Genomic DNA, 18,602 nt, shown 5'->3' with positions numbered 1-18,602 from the left:
CGCGCGCTTGCGCAGCTCAAGGGGGTAAGGGGAAAGACGTGCCATGACTCGATCCTCTCAAACGATCGAGTCCCTACCGAACCCGGAACGGTTCACCCCGCTGCCTCAACGGCCGGAAACCTGTTTGGCATCCCATGGAGATTCAAATCGTGCGGCCAGTTCAACGAGTTGGAAGGCGTGATTCAAATCGATATCAAGCATCAGCACCTGCCATGGTACGGGCAAGGGAATTTGGGGCTCCGGATGACTCAAACAAGTGAGGGGCCACCAGCAGACTGGCGGCCCCTCACAAGCACCTCTTTTAGGACCCCAGCAACAACCTCGCCATCACCAGGACCGGTGTGTCGACGTCGTTGCTGGCAATCCCCACAGCGAGGGGAGAGCCCGCAACATTCCAGGCGGAGCTTTCAACGAATTCGCTGTCGGCGAACTCGGCTCCGTCATCGACCGAAACCGAGGTTCTGCTCCGCAATGCCTGCAGCAGCGACTCCTGGACCTCGCGGCAGAATGGCAGTTGCTCATCGATGGCCGAGTCGATTGCCTCGGATCCCAACTCATCGACATCTTCCGGCCATACCTCGGCGAAGACGAAGTCGAGGGCCCATCCACTGCCCCAGGAGGCGAGGTGAAGGAACACGCCGCCTGCCTCCCAGCGTCTGCAGCCGGGAGGGGCGACCGAACCGGAAGGTGTCCAGCCGAGCTCCTGCACCACCGAATTCATCTCTGCAAGATTTCTCTTGAGATGACCTTCAGTGGCATTGACGATGATGCTTTCCGCCACTATGTCCACTACTGCATGCCCTTTGCGCTGACGTGCCATACGGCGAGTGTACCGTTGGCCATCTCTTCAGGGAACCACTCCCGTAGAACCCCTCGGTAGAAGGCTGCTCCCTGCGGGCTGGACACTGCGTATCTCACGCCCTTTCCGCCTAGGCCTGAATTCAGAGCAAGCAGCCTTCTGGCCTGGTCGACCGTGGTCGACTCGCTGAAGTAGTTACTGGGGTGATACGGGCTTCCCTCCCATTGGTACTCGTTCTGCGTCCACTTTGACTCGACGATCCATCCATCCGTGGGCCCACCATCGACTTCGACTCGGCGACCACTGTCAATACCGCTGTTCAGTCGCCAAATCTGTTCATCGTCCTGGCCTGTCACGTGCTTCTGATATCGGAAGCCCATGCGCGACTTGTTCTTTTCAGCGATGGGCATTCTCTTCAGGAACTTCGGAGCGTCAGAAGCCGCCTCGACGGCTTCGTCGGCCCACTTGGCACCCTTCAGTGCCTTTCCGGCGCCGGGGAATACAGCTGCGGCAGCCATCGTGCACTGCCATGCCGACGGGGAGTTCGAGCAACCCTGGATGTCCGAGAATCCGGACAGTTCCTTGACGAAGTCCCAAGGGTCCACCCAGTTCTCGAGGCCCGTGGAGCCGTCGTGGTACTGGACGTTGAACTCGAGGCGCTCCGGGTCGGGGATGATCGGGTCCCCGCCCATCTGGTACTGGTTGCGTGCCTGGCAGCCGACGTCGCAGGCTTCGTGGCCGTCCCGCTCGATGTTGCTGACCGGGTTGCCGCCGGCGAAGCCGTAGCGGTTGCTGGTGGCGGCCCCGGCACCCAGGCTCATGTCGGCTGCGGCGCCGGTGTACGAGTCCCGGCTGATGAACCGGTTGTGCTCCGGGCTGTAGTCCCGGAAGCCCATGTCGTAGGTCTCCGACTGGGCGTTCCAGCGCTTGCCGTTGAAGCGGTAGGGGTTGGTCCCCTCGTCGTCCGACGCCGAAATGCTGTCCAGGCCGGTCCATTCGTCCCTGACGTCCTGGCCGTAGGCGGTGTAGCCGTAGGTGGACGTGGGAGTGCCGTCGTACGAGGTGAACGTCTCGACGTCGCCGTGGCTGTTGTAGCCGTAGTAGCCGCTGTCGCCGTTCAAGTGGTTCAGCTGGGAAAGGCGCTCTCCTCCCAGGCCGAACCGGTAGGTCCTGGCAAGGGTTCCGTCGAGCTCCTCACTGAATACCTCACTGGACAAACCCAGGTAGTTGTACTCGTAGGTGACGGCGTCGTTGACACGCTTCTCGACCGTGCGGTCGAGTGCGTCGTAGCGGTTGGCGCGGAGCCGCGAAGCGGCGGAGTTCCCTGCATATCCGTCGTGACCTGTGCTTTCGGCTGTTGTCAGTGGTGACGCTTAGGTTGTTGGCGTGAAGGTCGTGGTGCAGGTGAAGCTGCTGCCGTCGCCCGAGGCGGCGGCAGCTTTGGCGGCAACCCTGCCCGTGTGCAACCGGGCGGCTGACGCCGCATCGGTGGTGGCGTACGAGAGCGGCACCACGTCGCGTAACGAGTTGCAGAAACTGGTCTACGCGCGCCTCAAGGCCGAGTTCGGGCTCGCTGCCCAACCCGCCGTCCGCACGGTGAAGAAGGTCGTGGACGCCTACACGACGTTGCGGGCGAACATCCGGGCGGGAAACCTCGGCCCGAAGGGGTCGAGGCGGCGCAGGCGTGCGGAGTCGAAGCCGATCGTCTTCCGCCCTGATGCGGCCCAGCCGTACGACGACCGGATCCTGTCGTGGCAGCATGACGCGCGGACCGTCAGCATCTGGACCGTGGCCGGGCGGATCAAGTCCGTCCGGTACACAGGTCACCCCGGCCAGTTGGCCATGCTCGAAAAATACCGGCGGGGCGAGTCGGATCTCGTGCACCGTGACGGCATGTGGTTCCTGATCGCCACCTGCGAGATCCCCGAAGCGCCGCTCAACACCGAGCCGGTGGACTGGATCGGTGTGGACCGAGGGATTGCCAACCTCGCCACCACGTCCGACGGGGACAACTATCAGGGCCGCCGTCTTGGCCGCTACCGGCGCTGGCACGCCCGCAAGCGGGCGCAGTTGCAGGCGAAGCGGACCCGGTCCGCCGCCCGGCTGGGGGAGGCGGCCGGGCGCCGGGTGCGCGATGCCGGCTCCACTGTCATTTGGGCCGCCCGCGACCTGCACCTGTCCTGGCCGACGGTGATAGACGCCTTCCGCACAACGGCGCGCGAGGTGGTCGACGCCCCGCTGCCCGAGGTGAAGGTGCTGGGCATCGACGAGACCCGGCGGGGCAAGACGAAGTGGGAGCAGGACCCCGACAGCGGCAACTGGCATCTGACCCGGGATCGGTGGCACACCGGATTCGTCGACGCGGCCGGCCACGGCGGACTGCTCGGCCAGGTCGAGGGCCGCGCCGTCGCCGATGTCCTGGCCTGGTTGTCCACCACACCGCTGACCTGGCGCAAGAACATCTGCCACGTCGCCATCGATATGTCGGCCACCTACCGCGCCGCGATCCGCACCGGCCTGCCCGACGCCACCGTCGTGGTCGACCACTTCCACGTCGTCCAGCTCGCCAACAAGTACCCGACGGCGGATCGACTCAGGTTGCTGTCAGGGCAAGACCGGCGGCACCTATGTCCAGCGCATGCCGATGGCGGAGAGCCGCTCGATGCGTTCGGGGGTGAGCGTCGCGGCCCGGGACCGCTGATTCCCGACCCAGGCACCCAGCCGAACCGTGCGCTGCTCCTGACCATCACCATCGCCACGGTCGACAGCGATCGTCTCGATGTGCTTGCGGGGCACCCGCAGATGCCCCTCGCGCTCGTAGAACTGGCGGGCGGCGGCGAGGTGCATGGCCCACTTGTCGGCCTGCGTACGGCGTGCGGGCGGCTTCTCGTCCTCGTCTGCGGGCTGGATGCCGAGGACCTGCTCGCACATCCACTGCTGCACCATGGTCAGCTTGTCCCAGCCGAGCCGGACCGACATCACCCATCGCCCGAGGTCCTCGCCGTGGCGCACGGTCTCGCCCGGCGCGGTGGGCAGCTCCCCGTCTTCGTCCAGGTGCCGCCGGGTGAGGTGGAAGGCGCGCTGCCACTCCACCGGCCAGGTCGGGCACCACGATGGGTCGATCTCGTCCAGCTGTTCGCGCCGTTCCTGCGGCAGCGTCCCGGCCGACGACTTCACCGGGAGGCCCTCGGCTCGTCGTTGCTCGCTCTCCACCGCCCGCCGGGCGGCCGCCCGTGCATTCTTCAGAAAGATCCCCACCCGGTACCCCTGGAACGTGGCGTCCAGTGGCGCCAACAGGTGGCCCGCCTCGGCAGCCCACCCGCGCGCCGCGGCGAGGCCTTCTTCCCAGGCGACGTCGTAGTGGGACCAGATCATGCCGAGCTTCTCCAACTGCGTGACGCGGTCGGCGTCCATGTCTCCGCGGGCGTGAAATCTTCTGGCGTCGGCGGTCCACTGACCCAAGGGAAATCCGGCGAGCGAGACCGGCCATCCGGCTCTCTGCGCCTTGTCACCGTCGGGCACTCGGTAGGTGAACGGCACGCGCAGGTCGCCGTGCGCGCGGGTGTAGAGGGCGGCGGCCTCGATGCCGCGTCGCCAGTGAGCGTGCTCGGGGTTGAGGACGCGGAGGTTGATGAACGCCGCAAGCTGCGCTGGGTCGCGGGGCGTGCTGAACTTCAGCAGTGCCCGGGCCGGCGCCGACAGCCCACGCTGCTCTTCTACGCCCTCGCCTTCCTTGCTCTCCTCGCTTCCGGAACGTGTTTGTACGCCCTTGGAGCGGCTGGGGGCCTGCTGCTCCGCGAGGGTCTCCACGACGCGGGCGTCGTGCGCTCGGAGCGCTTCCAGGAGCTTGGCCAACCCGCCGAACGCCCGGCTGGTGAGCATGTTGTCCGCCGTCTCGCCGGGCCCTAGCAGGACCGGTACGACCAGCGACGCGACTTTCCCTTCGCCCGGATGGATCCGCAGCGCCCGGCCCACCGCCTGGACAAGGTCCGGCATCGACCCGCGCACATCAGCGAAGTACACGGAGTCACAGTTTCGGGTGTCGACCCCCTCCCCAAGTACCTTCACTGAGCCCAGATAGCCCTTCTCCACCACGGTGCCGTCCCTCGCGACCCCCTCGGCGAACTCCGTAAGAACCCGTTGGCGGTGGAGGGGCTTGTGTTCGCCGCACAGCCAGTTGGCCCAGACCGTAGCCGGGTACAGCTCGGGATCGCTGTCGTGGAGCCGCTTGGCGACGTTGGGGAGGCCGGCCGCGAAGGCTTCTGCTTCCTTCACGACGTGGTGGAAGACGAGCGTTCTTTGAAAGTTCTCCTCGGCGGACGCTTTCACCAGGGCGGTCTGCAGGGCGGCGAGCCGCGCCCCGCGCATCTCGTCTGTACGGCCGTCGGCACCGAGCAACTGGGCGGCCTGGAGCTGAGTGTCGGTGACGTCCACGCACACGACCTGGTAGGGGGCACAGATTCCCCGGTCGATGGCCTCCGAGAGCGACAAAGTGAAGCACCTGCTGCCGAAGGGCGAGTCGGGGGAGTCGTCCATGCTCGCCACCAGCTCACCCGGCGCGCCCTGCTCGGAGTCCTCGTCCAGCTGCCACAGCCGCGGCGTGGCCGTCATGTACAGCCGACGCAGGGACGGAATCCGCTGGTTGTCATGGACAACCGCCCACGGCTTGCCGATCCGGCCTGACGTCCTGTGCGCCTCGTCCACACAGATCAGCGACCACGCCTCAAGGCCCGCCCGATGGGCGCGCTCCAGGGTGCCCAGCCCCAGCGACGCGTACGTCGCGAACACGGTCACCTTCTCCAGATCCCGGCACCACACCGCCAGCTCCTCGGCATCGGTGGTGTTGGGAAACCCCGCCTCGTCACCGCGCAGCGAGGACACCCCGACCATCGGGCCCATCCGGCCACCCTCACGCCAAGCGCCCGCGGTCTGCGTCAACAGGTCCAGCGACGGCACCAGCACCAACACCCGCGCAGCGCACAGCGTCTCCGCGGCGCGCTGCGCCACCAGCGTCTTGCCGCTGCCGGTCGCCATCACCACCTGGGTACGCAAGCCCCGCTCCGTCATGCCGGTGCGGGCTTGTGTGTCCATGGCCCGGACGATGGCATCGACAGCTTCTCGCTGATGGGGGCGCAGGGTCCTCGTCGTCATCTGCAAAGCCTTCCGTCTCGACAGCCTCATGGGCAAGCGGCGATCAGCCCACCAAGGACGACGTGCAGTCGGACTTCTCCAACTTCGGCTCGGTCGTGCACATCTACGCCCCGGGCTCGGACATCACGTCCGACCGGAACGACAGCGACGAGGGCACGAGGACCATCTCCGGTACGTCGATGGCGCCCCCGCATGCCGTCGGCGCCGCCGCGGTCTATCTCGCCGCCCACCAGGACGCCAGCTCGGACCATGTCGCCAAGGCGCGGACAGACGGAGCCATCGCCGACAAGTTCACCAATCCGGGGCGCTGGCACCACGAACAAGCTTCTGAAGGTCATCGAGTACCGCCCGACCGTGTCGCCGGCGCTGATGAGGATCCACGGCAGCGGCTCCGGAGCACTCTCGGTCTCGCCGCCCCGCTGGTGTACTTCGACGAGCAGGGCGCCCAGGTCGGCGATGACGGACGGCAGATGCGGCATCGTGCGGATCCGGCCCTTGGGTAGCAGCGTCGCCAGCCGGGCGCCGAATCCCACGGCGACGATCTCGGTGTGATCGCTCCAGCCGCTGGTGCCCTGCCTCCAAGGCCATGGCGTGGGCGACCGCCGCCGGACCACCACCTCGCATACGTCACGGGACCGGCACGGGAGGGGCACCGGGTCACCGTCGGCGGCCAGGGGCGGACAAGGCGGCGGCGAAGTCGTCCAGGGCGGCGAAGCTGTGGGCACTGACGACGGCGTCGCAATAGGGCAACGCGGCGGCCATGCCACCGACGAGCGGACGGTAACGGGGGCTGGCTGTACGGGGGTTGACCCATACGACGCGGTATGCGACGCGGGACAGCCGTGCCATGTGCGTGGTGAGATCGACGGGCGCGCTGGTGTCCCAGCCGTCGGAGACGATGACAACCACGGCGCCGTGCGCCATGCCACGTCGGCCGAACCGTTCGTTGAACTCCGCGAGGCAGTCAGCAATCCGGGTGCCCCCGGACCAGTCCGGGGCAGCCCGCCCGGCCCGTGCCAGGGCGTCGTACGGCCCGGCCCGCCGGAAGGCGGGCGTGAGGCGGGTGAGCCGGGTGGCGAAGGTGAACACCTCGGCCCGGGCTGTGCGCGTGGCGCAGTAGAGCAGTTGCAGCATTGCGCGGGCGTAGGGTTCCATCGATCCGGAGATGTCGCAGAGCACGACGAGATCGCGGGGACGGGTGCGCGGTTCGAAGCGGCGCAGCCGCAGGGGATATCCGCCGGTGCGTCGGCTGACGGCCAGCGTGCGGCGCAGGTCGACTCGCTCGCCGTGGGGCGCGGGGCGGCGCCGACGGGACGGCCGTGTCGGGGTGCGAAGCGTGACGGTGCGCATCATCTCGGAGAGGCGCGCCAGTTCCTCGGCGGACAGGGCCGCGAAGTCGCGGGTGGCGAGGTGGTCGAGGGGACTGGCGGCAAGGGGCAGGGCCACCTCCCGCGGCTGTGCGTCGCCCTCCCGGCTGTCTCCGTCCGCGGTGGCCTTCCTGTGGGCGCCGGGGACGGTGCCCGGGAGCGATCGGGGCGGGTCGCCGGGCTGCCCGCGCCGTGCTCCGCGGTCGGCCGGGCGGCCGAAGACCTCGCGGAAGACCGCGTCGAACGGCTCGATCTGCTCGCGGTCGGACACCAGGGTGGTGAGCGCGCAGTGCCGCAACTCGCGCGTCGTCGACGGGGCCAGCAGGGTGATAGCCCGGGCGAAGCACCGTGTGCGGTCGGGGCCCACCGCGATCCCGGCGTCGCGCAGGGCGGCGGTGAACGAGGCGGCCAGTTCCGGCAGGTCAGGCATCGGTGCCGGTCTCCGCATCGACTAGCTCCGCCAGCCCGGTCCGGCGCACGGCCTGCAGGTCCTCGGCGTACTTGAGCACCGCCCCCAGGGTGCGGTTGGCGGCATCGGCGTCGAGAACGGAGAGTCCCAGCGCCTGCAGCGCGCCTGCCCAGTCGATCGCCTCGGCGATGCCGGGCGGCTTGGTGAGCTCCTGCCGGGCACGCAGCGCCGCCACCCCGTGCGCCACGCGCGCGGCCAGCCACTCGGCCGACTCCGGCACCCGTTTGCGGATGATCGCGGCGACTCGTGCGGTGTCCGGGTATTCGATCCAGTGGTAGAGGCAGCGGCGTTTCAGCGCGTCGTGAAGATCCCGGGTGCGGTTGGAGGTCAGTACCGCCACCGGCGGCACCGTGGCCCTCCGGGTCCCCAGTTCGGGGATGGTGACCGCGGCATCGGCCAGCAGCTCCAGCAGGAACGCCTCGAATTCGTCGTCGGCGCGGTCCACCTCGTCGATGAGCAGCACGGCCGGCCGCGGTCCCGGGTGGGAGATCGCTGCGAGCAGCGGCCGTGGCAGCAGATAGTCCTCGGCGAACAGGTCGGTGTCACGCAGGGACTCCCCGCGGGACTCAGCCAGCCGGATAGCGAGCAGTTGCCGCGGATAGTTCCACTCGTACAGGGCCTCGGCCGAGGAGAGCCCCTCGTAGCACTGCAGCCGGATCAGCGGGGTGTCGAGTACGGCGGCGAGGGCGCGGGCCGCCTCGGTCTTGCCCACGCCGGGCTCGCCCTCCAGCAGGATCGGCTGCCGCATGCGCACGGCCAGCAGCAGCGCCGTGGCCAGGGCGTCGTCCGCCAGGTAGCCGACGGTGTCCAGCCGCGAGCGCAGGGCGGGGACATCCGGTACGAGGGCGTCGAGGTCAGGCATGCGCGTACCGGGAAGGGTCGTCGGCGAAGGCGTGCTGGCACCCCGGCCCGCAGAAGTACGCCGTGCCGCCGTGCCGGTCCAGCGAGAGGGTGGCGGGGGTGATCGCGACGGTCATGCCGCACACGGGATCGACCGCCTCGACGGCGGTGGGCGCCCCGGCGGCGGCGCCTGCGGGCCGCACGGCCCGGGCGCGCGGGGGCCGCAACGCGATGATCTCGGCGTACACCGACAGCGCTACCTCCGCCGGGGTGCGTGCGCCGATGTCCAGGCCGGCCGGGGTCCGGACGTGCACGCGCTGCTCCTGGGTGAGGCCCAGCCCGGCAAGTACCGCCGCGCCGCGCCTCCGGCTGGCCACCAGCCCGATGTACGGGACCCCGGCGCGCACGGCCTCGATCAGCACGGGTTCCTCGTCGCGGCCGTGCGAGGCAACGACGACGACGTCCAGATCGGGCGGCAACGGCTCCCCGGGCGAGGCGGGCCGAGTGTCGAGGCCGAGCACGCGACCGACGTCGAGCAGGGCTCGGGCGATGGGCGCGTGTCCGTAGACGTACACCAGTGCCGGCGGGAGGTTGGCCTCCAGGAAGATGTCGAGCGTCCCGCCGGACAAGCACGGATTGGCCACCGTCACCAGGCCCTGGCCCGTCGCCTCCGCGCCTTCGGCCCCGGCGTCTGCGGCGGCCGTGATCCGCAGCAGCAGCGACTCGCCGGTCTCCAGCAGCCGCAGACCTTGCAGTTGCACCGTCGTTTCGGCGCATCTCCCGCCCACGAAGCCTTCGACGGTGCCGTCGGGCAGCACCAGCGCGCTGTCCCCGGGCTTGGCACTCGTGGGCCGTTCCGCGCGGACGACGGTGGCCAGAACGAACGGGGTCCGGCCGTGCCGGAGCGCGTCCGCGCGGGTCAGCAGTTCGGTGCTCGTCATCACGCGGCCTCAGGTGATCGCCAGGTCGGTGCGCAGCGGCCGGCCCTGGGCGGCCCGCCATACCGCGGCGGGAGTCAGGGGCATGTCGATGTGGCGTACGCCGAGCGGTTGCAGTGCGTCGACCACAGCGTTGACCACCGCGGCAGGCGAGCCCACGGTGGCCGACTCGCCGACACCCTTCGCGCCGATCGGGTGGTGGGGGGAGGGGGTGACGGTCTCGCCGAGCTCCCAGGACGGACACTCGACCGAGGTCGGCAGGAGATAGTCCATGAAAGATCCGCCGAGGCAGTTGCCGTCCTCGTCGAAGGCGATGACCTGCATGAGCGCCATGCCGAGGCCGTCGGCGAGCCCGCCGTGCACCTGCCCCTCGACGATCATGGGGTTGATCCTGTTGCCGCAGTCGTCCACGGCGACAAACCGGCGGACCTTGACCTGACCGGTGCCCGCGTCCACGTCGGCCACGCAGATGTAGGCGCCGAAGGGGAAGGTGAGGTTCGGCGGGTTGTATACGCAGGTCGCGTCCAGGTGGCCCTCGACACCCTCCGGCAGTTCGAGGGTGGAATGCGCCGCGAGGGCGATCTCGGCCATGGTCTTTCCCTGGTCGGGGTCGCCGGTGACGAACCAGCGGCCCTTCTCCCATTCCAGGTCGTCCGGGCTCACTTCGAGCATCGCGGACGCGACGATCTTCGCGCGCTCGCGCACCTTGCGGGCGACCATTGCGGTCGCCGCCCCGGACACGGGCGTCGAGCGGGATCCGTAGGTGCCGAGCCCGAACGGGGTCTGGTCGGTGTCGCCGTGCACCACCTCGACGTCCTCGGGCGGTATGCCGAGTTCCTCGGCGACGATCTGCGCGAAGGTCGTCTCATGGCCCTGGCCCTGGGTCTGTACGGAGATCCGCAGGACGGCCTTGCCGGTCGGGTGGACGCGCAGCTCGGCGCCGTCGGCCATGCCCAGCCCGAGGATGTCCATGTGCCTGCGGGGGCCGGCGCCGACGGCCTCGGTGAAGAAGCTGACCCCGATGCCCATCAGCTCGCCGCGCTCGCGCTTGTCGGCCTGCTCCCGGCGCAGGTCCTCGTAGTGCGCCATGTCCATCGCCAGCCGCAGGGCCCGCGGGTAGTCGCCGGAGTCGTACTCCCACCCGGTCCGGGACCGGTACGGGAACTGTTCGGGTCGCAGCAGGTTGCGCATCCGCAGCTCGGCCGGGTCCTCGCCGAGCTCGGCCGCGAGCAGGTCGACCATCCGCTCGACCAGGTACACGGCCTCGGTGACGCGGAACGAGCAGGCGTAGGCGACACCGCCGGGCGCCTTGTTGGTGTAGACGCCGGTCACGGTGCAGTGCGCGGCGGCCAGGTCGTACGAGCCGGTGAAGACGCCGAAGAAGCCGGCCGGGAACTGCGTCGGCTGCGCGGTTGCGTTGAAGGCGCCGTGGTCGGCGGTCACATGGACGCGCAGGGCCTGGATCTTCCCGTCCTTCGTCGCCGCGATCTCGCCGTGCATGTGGTAGTCGCGGGCGAAGGAGGTGCTCATCAGGTTCTCTGAGCGGTCCTCCACCCACTTGACCGGCTTGCCGGTGACGATCGAGCCGACGACCGCGCACACGTAACCGGGGTAGATGCCGACCTTGTTGCCGAAGCCGCCGCCGATGTCGGGGGAGATGATCCGGATCTTGTGCTCCGGGATGCCGGACACCATTGCGTAGAGCGTGCGGTGGGCGTGCGGGGCCTGGGTGGTGGACCACACCGTCAGCTTGCCGGTGATGGCGTCCATGTCCGCGACGGTGCCGCAGGTCTCCAGCGGCGCCGGGTGCACCCGTGGGTAGAGGATGTCCTGCTCCACCACGACGTCGGCGGCCGCGAAGACCTCGTCGGTGCGCTCCTTGTCGCCCGCCGACCAGTCGAAGATGCGGTTGTCGCTCTGCTGCTCCTTGTCGTCACGGATCACCGGCGCGTCCGGGTCGAGTGCCCGGCGGGCGTCGGCGACCGGCGGGAGCGGTTCGTATTCCACGTCGATCAGTTCGAGGGCGTCCCGGGCCGCGTAGCGGTCCTCGGCGACGACGAAGGCGACCTCCTGGCCCTGGAAGCGGACCTTGTCGGTGGCCAGCACGGCCTGGGTGTCGTACGAGATCGTGGGCATCCAGGCCAGCCCGAGACCGGCCAGAGTCTCCCCGGTGATCACGGCCTTGACCTTCGGGTGCGCCTCGGCGGCGCTGGTGTCGACGGACACGATCCGGGCGTGCGCCAGCGGGCTGCGCAGGACGGCTCCGTACAGCATCCCGGGCAGCCGGACGTCGTCGACGTAGGTCCCGTGGCCGCGGACGAACCGCGCGTCCTCCTTGCGGGTCATCCGTCCGAAGCCGACCGGCCGTTCCCCGGTGGTCGTCATGCCCGCACCTCCTCGCGGCCGGGCGCCGGCTCGGTGCCCGCGTCGGCGGTCCGCGCGCCGCCGCCGTGCTCGGCGGCCCAGCGGATGGAGCGCACGATGTTCTCGTAACCGGTGCAGCGGCACACTTGTCCGGAGATGGCCTTGCGTATGTCCTCCTCGGACGGATCCGCGTCGTGGTCCAGCAGCCAGCGGGCGGTCATCATCATCCCCGGCGTGCAGAAGCCGCACTGCAGCCCGTGGCAGGCGACGAATCCCTGCTGCACCGGATCGAGTTCGGCCCCGTGCGCCAGACCCTCGACGGTCCGCACCTCATGGCCGTCGGCCATCACCGCGAGCACGGTGCAGGACTTCACCGGCGTCCCGTCCAACCAGACGGCGCACACCCCGCAGTTGGAGGTGTCGCAGCCCCAGTGGGTGCCGGTGAGCCCGAGTTCGTCGCGCAGGAAGTGCACGAGCAGCAGCCTGGGCTCCACGTCCCTCGTGTGCTGCTCGCCGTTCACGGTCACGGTGATCCGCATGTCATGCCTCCCGCCCCTGGGCGCGGGCGGCGGCGGCGCGCAGCGCCCGCGTGGTGAGCTCCCCGGCCAGATGGCGCTTGTAGTCGACCGGGCCGCGCTGATCGGCTGCCGGCCTGCACTCCTGCGAGGCGATCCGGCCCGCCTCGGCGAAGCCCTCGTCGTCCGGCCGTCCGCCGCGCAGGAAGTCCTCGGCCTGCTCGGCCACGAACCGTGGGGCACCCACCGCGGTCAGCCCGATCCCGGCCTCAGTGATCACCCCGTCGGAGATCTCCAGCACCGCTCCTGCGGCGACGACCGCCCAGTCGCCGACCCGGCGCTCGACCTTGCAGTAGGCGCTGGCGTGCGAACGGATGGGCACTCGGATCTCCACCAGAAGCTCCGCTTCGTCCAGCGCGGTCTCGTACGGCCCGAGGAAGAACTCCCTGATCCCGATGGTGCGCCTGCCGCCGGGGCCTTGGGCGACAAGGGTCGCCCGCAGTGCCGAGAACGCCGCGGACAGGTCCTCCGACGGATCGGCCTGGCACAGCGAGCCGCCCACGGTGCCGCGGTTGCGTACGAGCGGATCCGCGATGACGCGTTCCGCGTCCCGCAGGATGGGGAAGTGCTCGCCGACCAACGGCGAGGCGAGCAGCTCCGCGTGGCGCACCATCGCTCCGACGGACAGTTCGTGCCCGTCCACCCGGACCAACGCCAGCTCGCCGAGGCCGTTGATGTCGATCAGGGCTTCGGGCTGGGCCAGCCGCAGCTTCATCATCGGCAGCAGGCTGTGTCCGCCCGCCACCACCCGGGCCTCGGGGCCGAACCGTGTGAGCAGCTCGATCGCATGCTCGAGGCTGGTGGCCCTCTCGTACTGGAACGCCGCTGGAACCTGCATCGGGCCCTCCTGGAACGCTGTGCCCGCTGTGCAGTGATGCTGCGCTCTTCCGCACCGGCCATGCAATGGGTCGATAAGCATTCACTTATCCCTCCAGACGCAGGAAAATCGGATAGTGACCGTCACACAGCTCAGCACCTTCGTGCTGGTTGCCCGGCTCGGCTCGGTGAGCGCCGCGGCGCGGACTCTGGGCGTGAGCGAGTCCGCGGTGTCGCAGGCGCTCACCGCGCTGCGCACCCACTTCGGCGACCCGCTCATCCGGCACTCCGGCGGCGGTGGCATGCGCCTGACGCCCGCGGGCGCGCGGCTCCTGCCGGTCGCGTCACGGATGGTCGCGCTGAGCGGGGATGCCGAGGCGGCGGTGCGGGCGGCGCGGGGTGCGCCCGACGAACTGCGGGTCGTCGCCACGAGCACGCTGGCCGAGTTCGTGCTCCCGTCGCTCGTGGAGGCCTTCGCCGGCCGTTCGGGGCGCAGGACCGAGACCTCGTTCGGGGTGGCCACCGGCAAGGAGATGCGCGTGCTGGTGGAGAGCCGGCTGGCCGACGTCGCGCTCGGGCCGGATCTCGGCGCCATCCATGGGGGCGAAGTGGTGAGCGAGCCGCTGTTCCGCACCCAGCTGGTCGTGGTGACCGGCGCCAGGGCGCCGCGGCCTCCCGGTCCGCCCCCGCTGTGGTCGTGGCTGGTCGATTCCTCCGGCACCGACCCGGACGCGGACTCCGGGCGGCTGCTGCGGCGGCTCGGTGTGACCGAGGGGCACGTGTGGGTGTTCCCCAACCAGGCCGCGACGTGGGCGGCCGCCGCCGAGGGCTCGGGGGTGGCGCCGGCGTTGGCCCATCTGGTGTCGCCCCGCATCCGGCGTGACGAGCTGCGCATGCTGGAGACCCCGGCCACGCCGTCGGACGCCACGTGGCACGCCACCGTCCTGCAGCCCGAGCACCGTTCCCCGGCCACCGACGCGTTCCTGCACTTCCTGCACACCCCCGCAGCGACCCGCATCATGCGCGCGCCCGGCGCGGGTGTCCCGCCCTCCCAGTTCCGACCCCCGGTGTACGTCACGCTCTGGGGCGGTTGAGAAGCGGCAGGAACGTCCCACGGGCACACCGTCAGGCGAACCCCGGGTCCCCCGGCTTGTACGCCTGCACCAGGGAAGCGTCCCGCTTCCGCCGCCTGGTCGAGTCGAACCCTCCCGCGAACTTCGAGTGGGTCTATTCCCTGGGCGGGAAGGAGGACCACCTGATCGACGTCGACCGCGACCGGCACGCTGATGTGTTTCCCGACGACGAGGCGCTCCAACGGGCCGGGTACTCCTCCCAGGAGGCCTTGGGTCGGAGACCCGCGGTGCGGGTCTCCGACAGGGCGGCGTCTGTGGGGCGGCTGCCTGCCGCGCAAGCCCGGGACCGTGTCCTGCTCGCTGTTTCGGGCACGGTCGAGGGGCCCGGCGACGGCGCAGTGTCCTTGGCCTCGTCCCCGGCCCCGTCGCATGAACGCCGGGGTGGCGTGCTCAGGCTTGACGGGCCACTGCGTCGTACGCGGCGACGATCAGCAGGGTGCACAGATCCACGATCTCCTCGACGCTGCCTTTCTGGCGGCCGAGCGTCCAGTCGACCAGGAGTTCGTTGACGCCGCCGACGAGTGCGATCGCCATCATGGGCAGTTTCGGCGTCGTCCGTGTCCCCATGTGCCGGAGCGCGACGGCGGCGATGAAGTCGGCGAACTCGTGCATGACCGCGTGACGGCGCTGTTCGAGGCGGGGGCCGACTCCGACCACCTCGACAAGCACGATGCGGGCCTTGCGCGGATCGTCGGTCAGCGTGCGGACGAATACGTCCAGACCGGCGCGGACCTGCGCTTCGAGCTCCGGACCGGCCTGGTCGGCTGCGGCGAAGGTCGCCACCTGGACCCCGCGGATCAGCTCGTCGTAGACCGTGGCGAGCAGATCCTCCCGGTCGCGCAGCGATTCGTAGAAGTACCGCTCGGTGAGCCCGGCCTCCCGGCAGATGTTCTTCACCGACGTGGCCGCGTAGCCGGCGGTGCCGAACAGTTCCAGCCCGGCGGCGATCAGCCGGGCTCGCCGCTCCTCGCGTCGCTGTGCCGCGTCACGGCCCCCGTACCGGCGTCCCCCGCCCCGTACCGTCACGCCCACCTCACTGCTTTCCTGTCGGACTCCTTGACAGCATGCCCGACCAATCTGACACTGCTCCGTGTCAGATTGAGGCTTGGCAGGCGGCCCGCACGATGCGTGCAAGGACGGAGAGCCATGACGGACGAGTCGGTACGCCGTGCGACGGGAAGACCGCTGCCCCGCTCGGCCCGATCGCCGCTCGAGGGCCGGGTGGTCGCGGTCACCGGCGCGGGCCGCGGCATCGGCCGGGCCGTCGCTGACACCCTGGCGGGGGCCGGCGCCCTGCTCGCGCTCGGAGACCTGGACGAGGCGTCGGCCCGAACCGCGGCGGAGGAGATCTGCCGCACCGCGGACGGCCACGCGGCGGGCTTCGCCCTGGACGTCACGGACACCGCGTCGTTCGCGGCCTTCCTGGACCGGGCGGAGGAGCGGTTCGGGCCCGTGGACGTACTGGTCAACAACGCCGGGATCATGTGGGTCGGGCCGTTCGCGGACGAGGCCGAGCAGACCGCGGTCCGCCAGTTCGACGTGAACGTGCACGGGGTGCTGCGCGGGATGAAGCTCGCGGCGCCCCGGATGCGCGCCCGCGGCACCGGACACATCGTCAATATTGCGTCCGCGGCCAGCAAAGTGACCCCCATGGGCGAGGCCACCTACGCCGCCACCAAGCACGCCGTCCACGGCTACAGCTCCGCGGTGCGGGCCGAACTGCGCGGCAGCGGTGTCCAGGTCTCCCTTGTCATGCCCGGTGTCGTGGACACCGACCTGGCGGTCGGCACCAGCGCCGGCCCCACCCGCCGTCTCACCCCGCAGGACGTCGCCCGAACGGTCCTGAGCGTGGTCCTCCGCCCCCGGCCCGAGGTGTTCGTACCGCGGCACATCGGTCTGGTCCCGTGGGTCTCCGCGCTGCTGCCGGCCAAAGCCCGGGCAAGGTGGCTGCGGTTGGTCGTGCCCGACCAGCTGGCCGCGCTCACGGACCCGTCGGTACGTGCCGCCTACGAGCGCGACAGCGGCGGCACCGCGACAGAAACCGGCGGCGCCGCCCCACAAACCAAGGAGAAGACAGAACGATGAGCGCGCCCGGAACCGAGCAGCCACCACCCGGTGACACCCTCAGCGCCGGCATGCGCACGATCCCGGAATTCGCGGGCGTGCACGAGGTGTGGCCACGGGGCGACCGGCTCCAGGCCGTGCGCGAGGCCGCCCTCGCCTATCGCGAGCGCTTCCGAGGCCAGGGCCGGATCCACGCGGTGCGCAGCTTCGACATCGCGGCCGCGCCGTACCCCACCCGGTACGCCTTCCACGGCGCCGCGATCGGCCCGAACCCGTTCGTCAACATCGTCAACCGGGTACTGGTCGTGCACTTCGACGACTTCGACGGAGTGCCCAGGACCCTGGTCTGGGAACCCACCGTCGCCGCTGGGTCGAGCACCGCCCCCTTCTACGCCCAACTCAAGCGCCTGGCGGGCGACTTCCTCAGCGACCGGGTGTTCACTCGCTACTACCACGAGCCCGAGGAGGTGCTGCCCCTGTGCGGTCTGCGTCCGGAGGACGTCGACTACGTCAGCTTCGACCACCTGCACGTCCAGGACGTCCGGCTGATCATGGGCAGCTCCAAGCCCCTCCCCGGACAGGCGACCCCGCCCGAGCCGCTGTTCCCCCGCGCATCCCTGCTGGTGCACCGCAAGGAGCTGGGCACCTTCGCCTCGCCGCACCCGATGCAGTGGGCCTGGTACGTCGACGGCGGCATGGACGGTGTGCCCGAGGACCGCGTCGCCGCCTTCGACGCAGACGTGGAACTCGGCGTCGGGGTGAGCCTGCTGTGGACGCCCGGCCACACCGACGGCAACCACTCGCTCGTGCTCAACACCCCCGACGGCATCTGGGTCTCCTCGGAGAACGGTGTGGCGGCCGACAACTGGCAGCCCGAGCTCTCCCGGATCCCCGGGGTCAGGCGGCACGCGCGGTTCTTCGGCCACGAGATCGTGCCCAACGCCAACACCCTCGAGGACTCCCTCGACCAGTACGACTCCATGGTCAAGGAGAAGACGCTCGCCGACCGCAGCGCCCGGGACCCGCGCTGGCTGCAGATCCTGCCGTCCTCGGAAATCGCCCGCTGGAAGCGGCAGTGGCCGGTCTGGCCCACGCACTCGAACGGCGGACTGCGCTACGGGAGCTTCCCGGGCGAGGCCGCGGAAGGCCGAGAGACCGTTCCTAAAGACTGAGCATGAGTTGCACATGCTCAGCCGGACGCCCCGAACGGTTTTGGGTGTCCTGGTCCACCGCGTTCGCTCCGCGTTCGGCGCGCACGGATCGTGTCCTTGGTCCGGGTACGGGAGGGCGGTTTTCCTCGCGTCCTTGGGTGTCCAATGGGGCCTGGGCGGTCCGATGCCCGCCGGCATCGCTCTGGTGCCGGCGGGGCGGTGCCGTCCGTCGCCGGATCGGGTGTCCGAGGGCGCGTCCGATCTGCTGTCCTTCCGTCCACATGCGAGGGGTGGCACGTGCCGGTCGGGCAGACGGACAAGACATTGATGGGACCTTGGTCGGGCTCCTATTAGGTCACGGAAGCCCGGCCGGCCACGCGCACTGCGGCACTGGCCGGCGGCCGACGGTTCAACAGCAAGACAGCCGAAGCGTCAGTCAGTGGTGGGTCAGACCTCCGAGCAGTGCCGTGTCCCAGTCTCAATGTCAGTGGTGGCGGTTAGGTTGTTCGGGTGAAGGTCGTGGTGCAGGTGAAGCTGCTGTCGTCGCCCGAGGTGGCGGCGGCTTTGGCGGCGACCCTGCCCGTGTGCAACCGGGCGGCTGATGCCGTATCGGCGGTGGCGTACAAAACGGGCACCACGTCGCGTAACGAGTTGCAGAGGCTGGTCTACGCCCGCCTGAAGGTCGAGTTCGGGCTCGCTGCCCAGCCGGCTGTGCGGGTGGGGAAGAAGGTCGTGGACGCCTACGCCACGTTGCGGGCGAACATCCGGGCGGGGAACCTTGGTCCGAAGGGGTCGAGGCGGCGCAGGCGTGCGGAGTCGAAGCCGATCGTTTTCCGCTCGGATGCGGCCCAGCCGTACGACGACCGGATCTTGTCGTGGCAGCATGACGCGCGGACCGTCAGCATCTGGACCGTGGCCGGGCGGATCAAGTCCGT

The 18,602-nt window shown here is 69.9% G+C and carries 15 protein-coding genes and 3 pseudogenes; 7 read left to right on the top strand and 11 right to left on the bottom strand.

The genetic code is table 11. The features are described from left to right. Positions 1-301 precede the first annotated feature (301 nt). The 3 genes from ACFV9O_RS36330 to ACFV9O_RS36320 all read right to left on the bottom strand — a co-directional run bounded on the left by ACFV9O_RS36330 (position 302) and on the right by ACFV9O_RS36320 (position 2,604). Positions 302-820, bottom strand: a complete 519-nt coding sequence (locus tag ACFV9O_RS36330) for a hypothetical protein (RefSeq protein ID WP_385426175.1) — start codon at positions 818-820, stop codon at positions 302-304. Further along, on the bottom strand, positions 790-2,016 hold the full coding sequence (locus ACFV9O_RS36325) for an RHS repeat-associated core domain-containing protein (RefSeq protein ID WP_385426172.1): 1,227 nt from the start codon (positions 2,014-2,016) through the stop codon (positions 790-792). The genes ACFV9O_RS36330 and ACFV9O_RS36325 overlap by 31 nt, the downstream gene beginning before the upstream one ends. 399 nt (positions 2,017-2,415) lie before the next feature. After that, positions 2,416-2,604, bottom strand: a complete 189-nt coding sequence (locus ACFV9O_RS36320) for a hypothetical protein (protein ID WP_385426169.1) — start codon at positions 2,602-2,604, stop codon at positions 2,416-2,418. A gap of 37 nt (positions 2,605-2,641) precedes the next feature. Between ACFV9O_RS36320 and ACFV9O_RS36315 the strand changes: the two are divergent. Then, positions 2,642-3,361 (top strand): annotated as a pseudogene (locus ACFV9O_RS36315) (transposase); the annotation flags it as partial. Positions 3,362-3,424: 63 nt separating this feature from the next. On the opposite strand, the gene ACFV9O_RS36310 reads toward ACFV9O_RS36315, so the two are convergent. After that, positions 3,425-5,890 (bottom strand): Helicase associated domain protein, encoded by a 2,466-nt coding sequence (locus ACFV9O_RS36310; RefSeq protein ID WP_385426167.1) that lies wholly within the window; start codon positions 5,888-5,890, stop codon positions 3,425-3,427. A gap of 32 nt (positions 5,891-5,922) precedes the next feature. On the opposite strand from ACFV9O_RS36310, the pseudogene ACFV9O_RS36305 reads away from it, so the two are divergent. Then, positions 5,923-6,292: pseudogene (locus tag ACFV9O_RS36305) on the top strand (S8 family serine peptidase); the annotation flags it as partial. 315 nt (positions 6,293-6,607) lie between these two features. Here ACFV9O_RS36305 and ACFV9O_RS36300 read toward each other — a convergent pair. Genes ACFV9O_RS36300 through ACFV9O_RS36275 form a run of 6 tightly spaced genes read right to left on the bottom strand, consistent with a single transcriptional unit; the run spans position 6,608 to position 13,341 of the window. Beyond that, entirely contained in the window at positions 6,608-7,747 is a 1,140-nt protein-coding gene (locus ACFV9O_RS36300) for a VWA domain-containing protein (protein ID WP_385426165.1), read from the bottom strand. Then, positions 7,740-8,648 (bottom strand): AAA family ATPase, encoded by a 909-nt coding sequence (locus tag ACFV9O_RS36295; RefSeq protein WP_385426162.1) that lies wholly within the window; start codon positions 8,646-8,648, stop codon positions 7,740-7,742. Before ACFV9O_RS36295 ends, ACFV9O_RS36300 begins: the two co-directional genes overlap by 8 nt. Continuing rightward, a complete protein-coding gene (locus ACFV9O_RS36290; protein WP_385426159.1) occupies positions 8,641-9,567 on the bottom strand; it encodes an XdhC family protein in 927 nt (308 codons plus the stop codon). The genes ACFV9O_RS36295 and ACFV9O_RS36290 overlap by 8 nt, the downstream gene beginning before the upstream one ends. 9 nt (positions 9,568-9,576) lie before the next feature. Next, positions 9,577-11,949 (bottom strand): aerobic carbon-monoxide dehydrogenase large subunit, encoded by a 2,373-nt coding sequence (locus ACFV9O_RS36285; protein ID WP_385426156.1) that lies wholly within the window; start codon positions 11,947-11,949, stop codon positions 9,577-9,579. Further along, positions 11,946-12,467 carry a (2Fe-2S)-binding protein gene (locus ACFV9O_RS36280; RefSeq protein ID WP_385426154.1) on the bottom strand — a complete coding sequence of 174 codons (522 nt, stop codon included), beginning with the start codon at positions 12,465-12,467 and terminating at the stop codon, positions 11,946-11,948. Before ACFV9O_RS36280 ends, ACFV9O_RS36285 begins: the two co-directional genes overlap by 4 nt. Before the next feature lies 1 nt (position 12,468). Beyond that, positions 12,469-13,341 (bottom strand): FAD binding domain-containing protein, encoded by an 873-nt coding sequence (locus ACFV9O_RS36275; RefSeq protein WP_385426151.1) that lies wholly within the window; start codon positions 13,339-13,341, stop codon positions 12,469-12,471. 115 nt (positions 13,342-13,456) lie between these two features. Here ACFV9O_RS36275 and ACFV9O_RS36270 point away from each other — a divergent pair, with 115 nt between their 5' ends. Further along, the gene (locus tag ACFV9O_RS36270) at positions 13,457-14,413 is read left to right on the top strand and encodes a LysR family transcriptional regulator (protein ID WP_385426148.1); all 957 of its coding nucleotides are present in this window, start codon (positions 13,457-13,459) and stop codon (positions 14,411-14,413) included. Next, positions 14,410-14,961: a hypothetical protein gene (locus ACFV9O_RS36265; protein WP_385426145.1), complete on the top strand. Its 552-nt coding sequence runs from the start codon at positions 14,410-14,412 to the stop codon at positions 14,959-14,961. The genes ACFV9O_RS36270 and ACFV9O_RS36265 overlap by 4 nt, the downstream gene beginning before the upstream one ends. Here ACFV9O_RS36265 and ACFV9O_RS36260 read toward each other — a convergent pair. Then, positions 14,843-15,478 carry a TetR/AcrR family transcriptional regulator gene (locus ACFV9O_RS36260; protein ID WP_385426143.1) on the bottom strand — a complete coding sequence of 212 codons (636 nt, stop codon included), beginning with the start codon at positions 15,476-15,478 and terminating at the stop codon, positions 14,843-14,845. The two genes, ACFV9O_RS36265 and ACFV9O_RS36260, sit on opposite strands and share 119 nt — an antisense overlap. A 120-nt stretch (positions 15,479-15,598) precedes the next feature. Between ACFV9O_RS36260 and ACFV9O_RS36255 the strand changes: the two genes are divergently transcribed. The 3 genes and pseudogenes from ACFV9O_RS36255 to ACFV9O_RS36245 all read left to right on the top strand — a co-directional run. Continuing rightward, complete coding sequence (locus ACFV9O_RS36255) at positions 15,599-16,537, top strand: SDR family oxidoreductase (protein ID WP_385426139.1); 939 nt, start codon at positions 15,599-15,601, stop codon at positions 16,535-16,537. Beyond that, on the top strand, positions 16,534-17,688 hold the full coding sequence (locus ACFV9O_RS36250) for a hypothetical protein (protein WP_385426136.1): 1,155 nt from the start codon (positions 16,534-16,536) through the stop codon (positions 17,686-17,688). Before ACFV9O_RS36255 ends, ACFV9O_RS36250 begins: the two co-directional genes overlap by 4 nt. Positions 17,689-18,177: 489 nt before the next feature. Next, a pseudogene (locus ACFV9O_RS36245) lies at positions 18,178-18,602 on the top strand (RNA-guided endonuclease TnpB family protein); the annotation flags it as partial.

The sequence above is a fragment of the Streptomyces sp. NPDC059909 genome (genome assembly GCF_042730885.1).
Classification (GTDB): Bacteria; Actinomycetota; Actinomycetes; order Streptomycetales; family Streptomycetaceae; genus Streptomyces.
The sequence above is the reverse complement of the archived record's forward strand: the minus strand, read 5'-3'. Positions and strand labels throughout refer to the sequence as shown.

Excerpts from the sequence above, each read along its gene's own strand:
- ACFV9O_RS36330 (WP_385426175.1), bottom strand. The coding sequence starts at position 820 with ATGGCACGTCAGCGCAAAGGGCATGCAGTAGTGGACATAGTGGCGGAA.
- ACFV9O_RS36310 (WP_385426167.1), bottom strand. The coding sequence starts at position 5,890 with ATGGACACACAAGCCCGCACCGGCATGACGGAGCGGGGCTTGCGTACC.
- ACFV9O_RS36300 (WP_385426165.1), bottom strand. The coding sequence starts at position 7,747 with ATGCCTGACCTGCCGGAACTGGCCGCCTCGTTCACCGCCGCCCTGCGC.
- ACFV9O_RS36295 (WP_385426162.1), bottom strand. The coding sequence starts at position 8,648 with ATGCCTGACCTCGACGCCCTCGTACCGGATGTCCCCGCCCTGCGCTCG.
- ACFV9O_RS36290 (WP_385426159.1), bottom strand. The coding sequence starts at position 9,567 with ATGACGAGCACCGAACTGCTGACCCGCGCGGACGCGCTCCGGCACGGC.
- ACFV9O_RS36285 (WP_385426156.1), bottom strand. The coding sequence starts at position 11,949 with ATGACGACCACCGGGGAACGGCCGGTCGGCTTCGGACGGATGACCCGC.
- ACFV9O_RS36280 (WP_385426154.1), bottom strand. The coding sequence starts at position 12,467 with ATGCGGATCACCGTGACCGTGAACGGCGAGCAGCACACGAGGGACGTG.
- ACFV9O_RS36275 (WP_385426151.1), bottom strand. The coding sequence starts at position 13,341 with ATGCAGGTTCCAGCGGCGTTCCAGTACGAGAGGGCCACCAGCCTCGAG.
- ACFV9O_RS36255 (WP_385426139.1), top strand. The coding sequence starts at position 15,599 with ATGACGGACGAGTCGGTACGCCGTGCGACGGGAAGACCGCTGCCCCGC.
- ACFV9O_RS36250 (WP_385426136.1), top strand. The coding sequence starts at position 16,534 with ATGAGCGCGCCCGGAACCGAGCAGCCACCACCCGGTGACACCCTCAGC.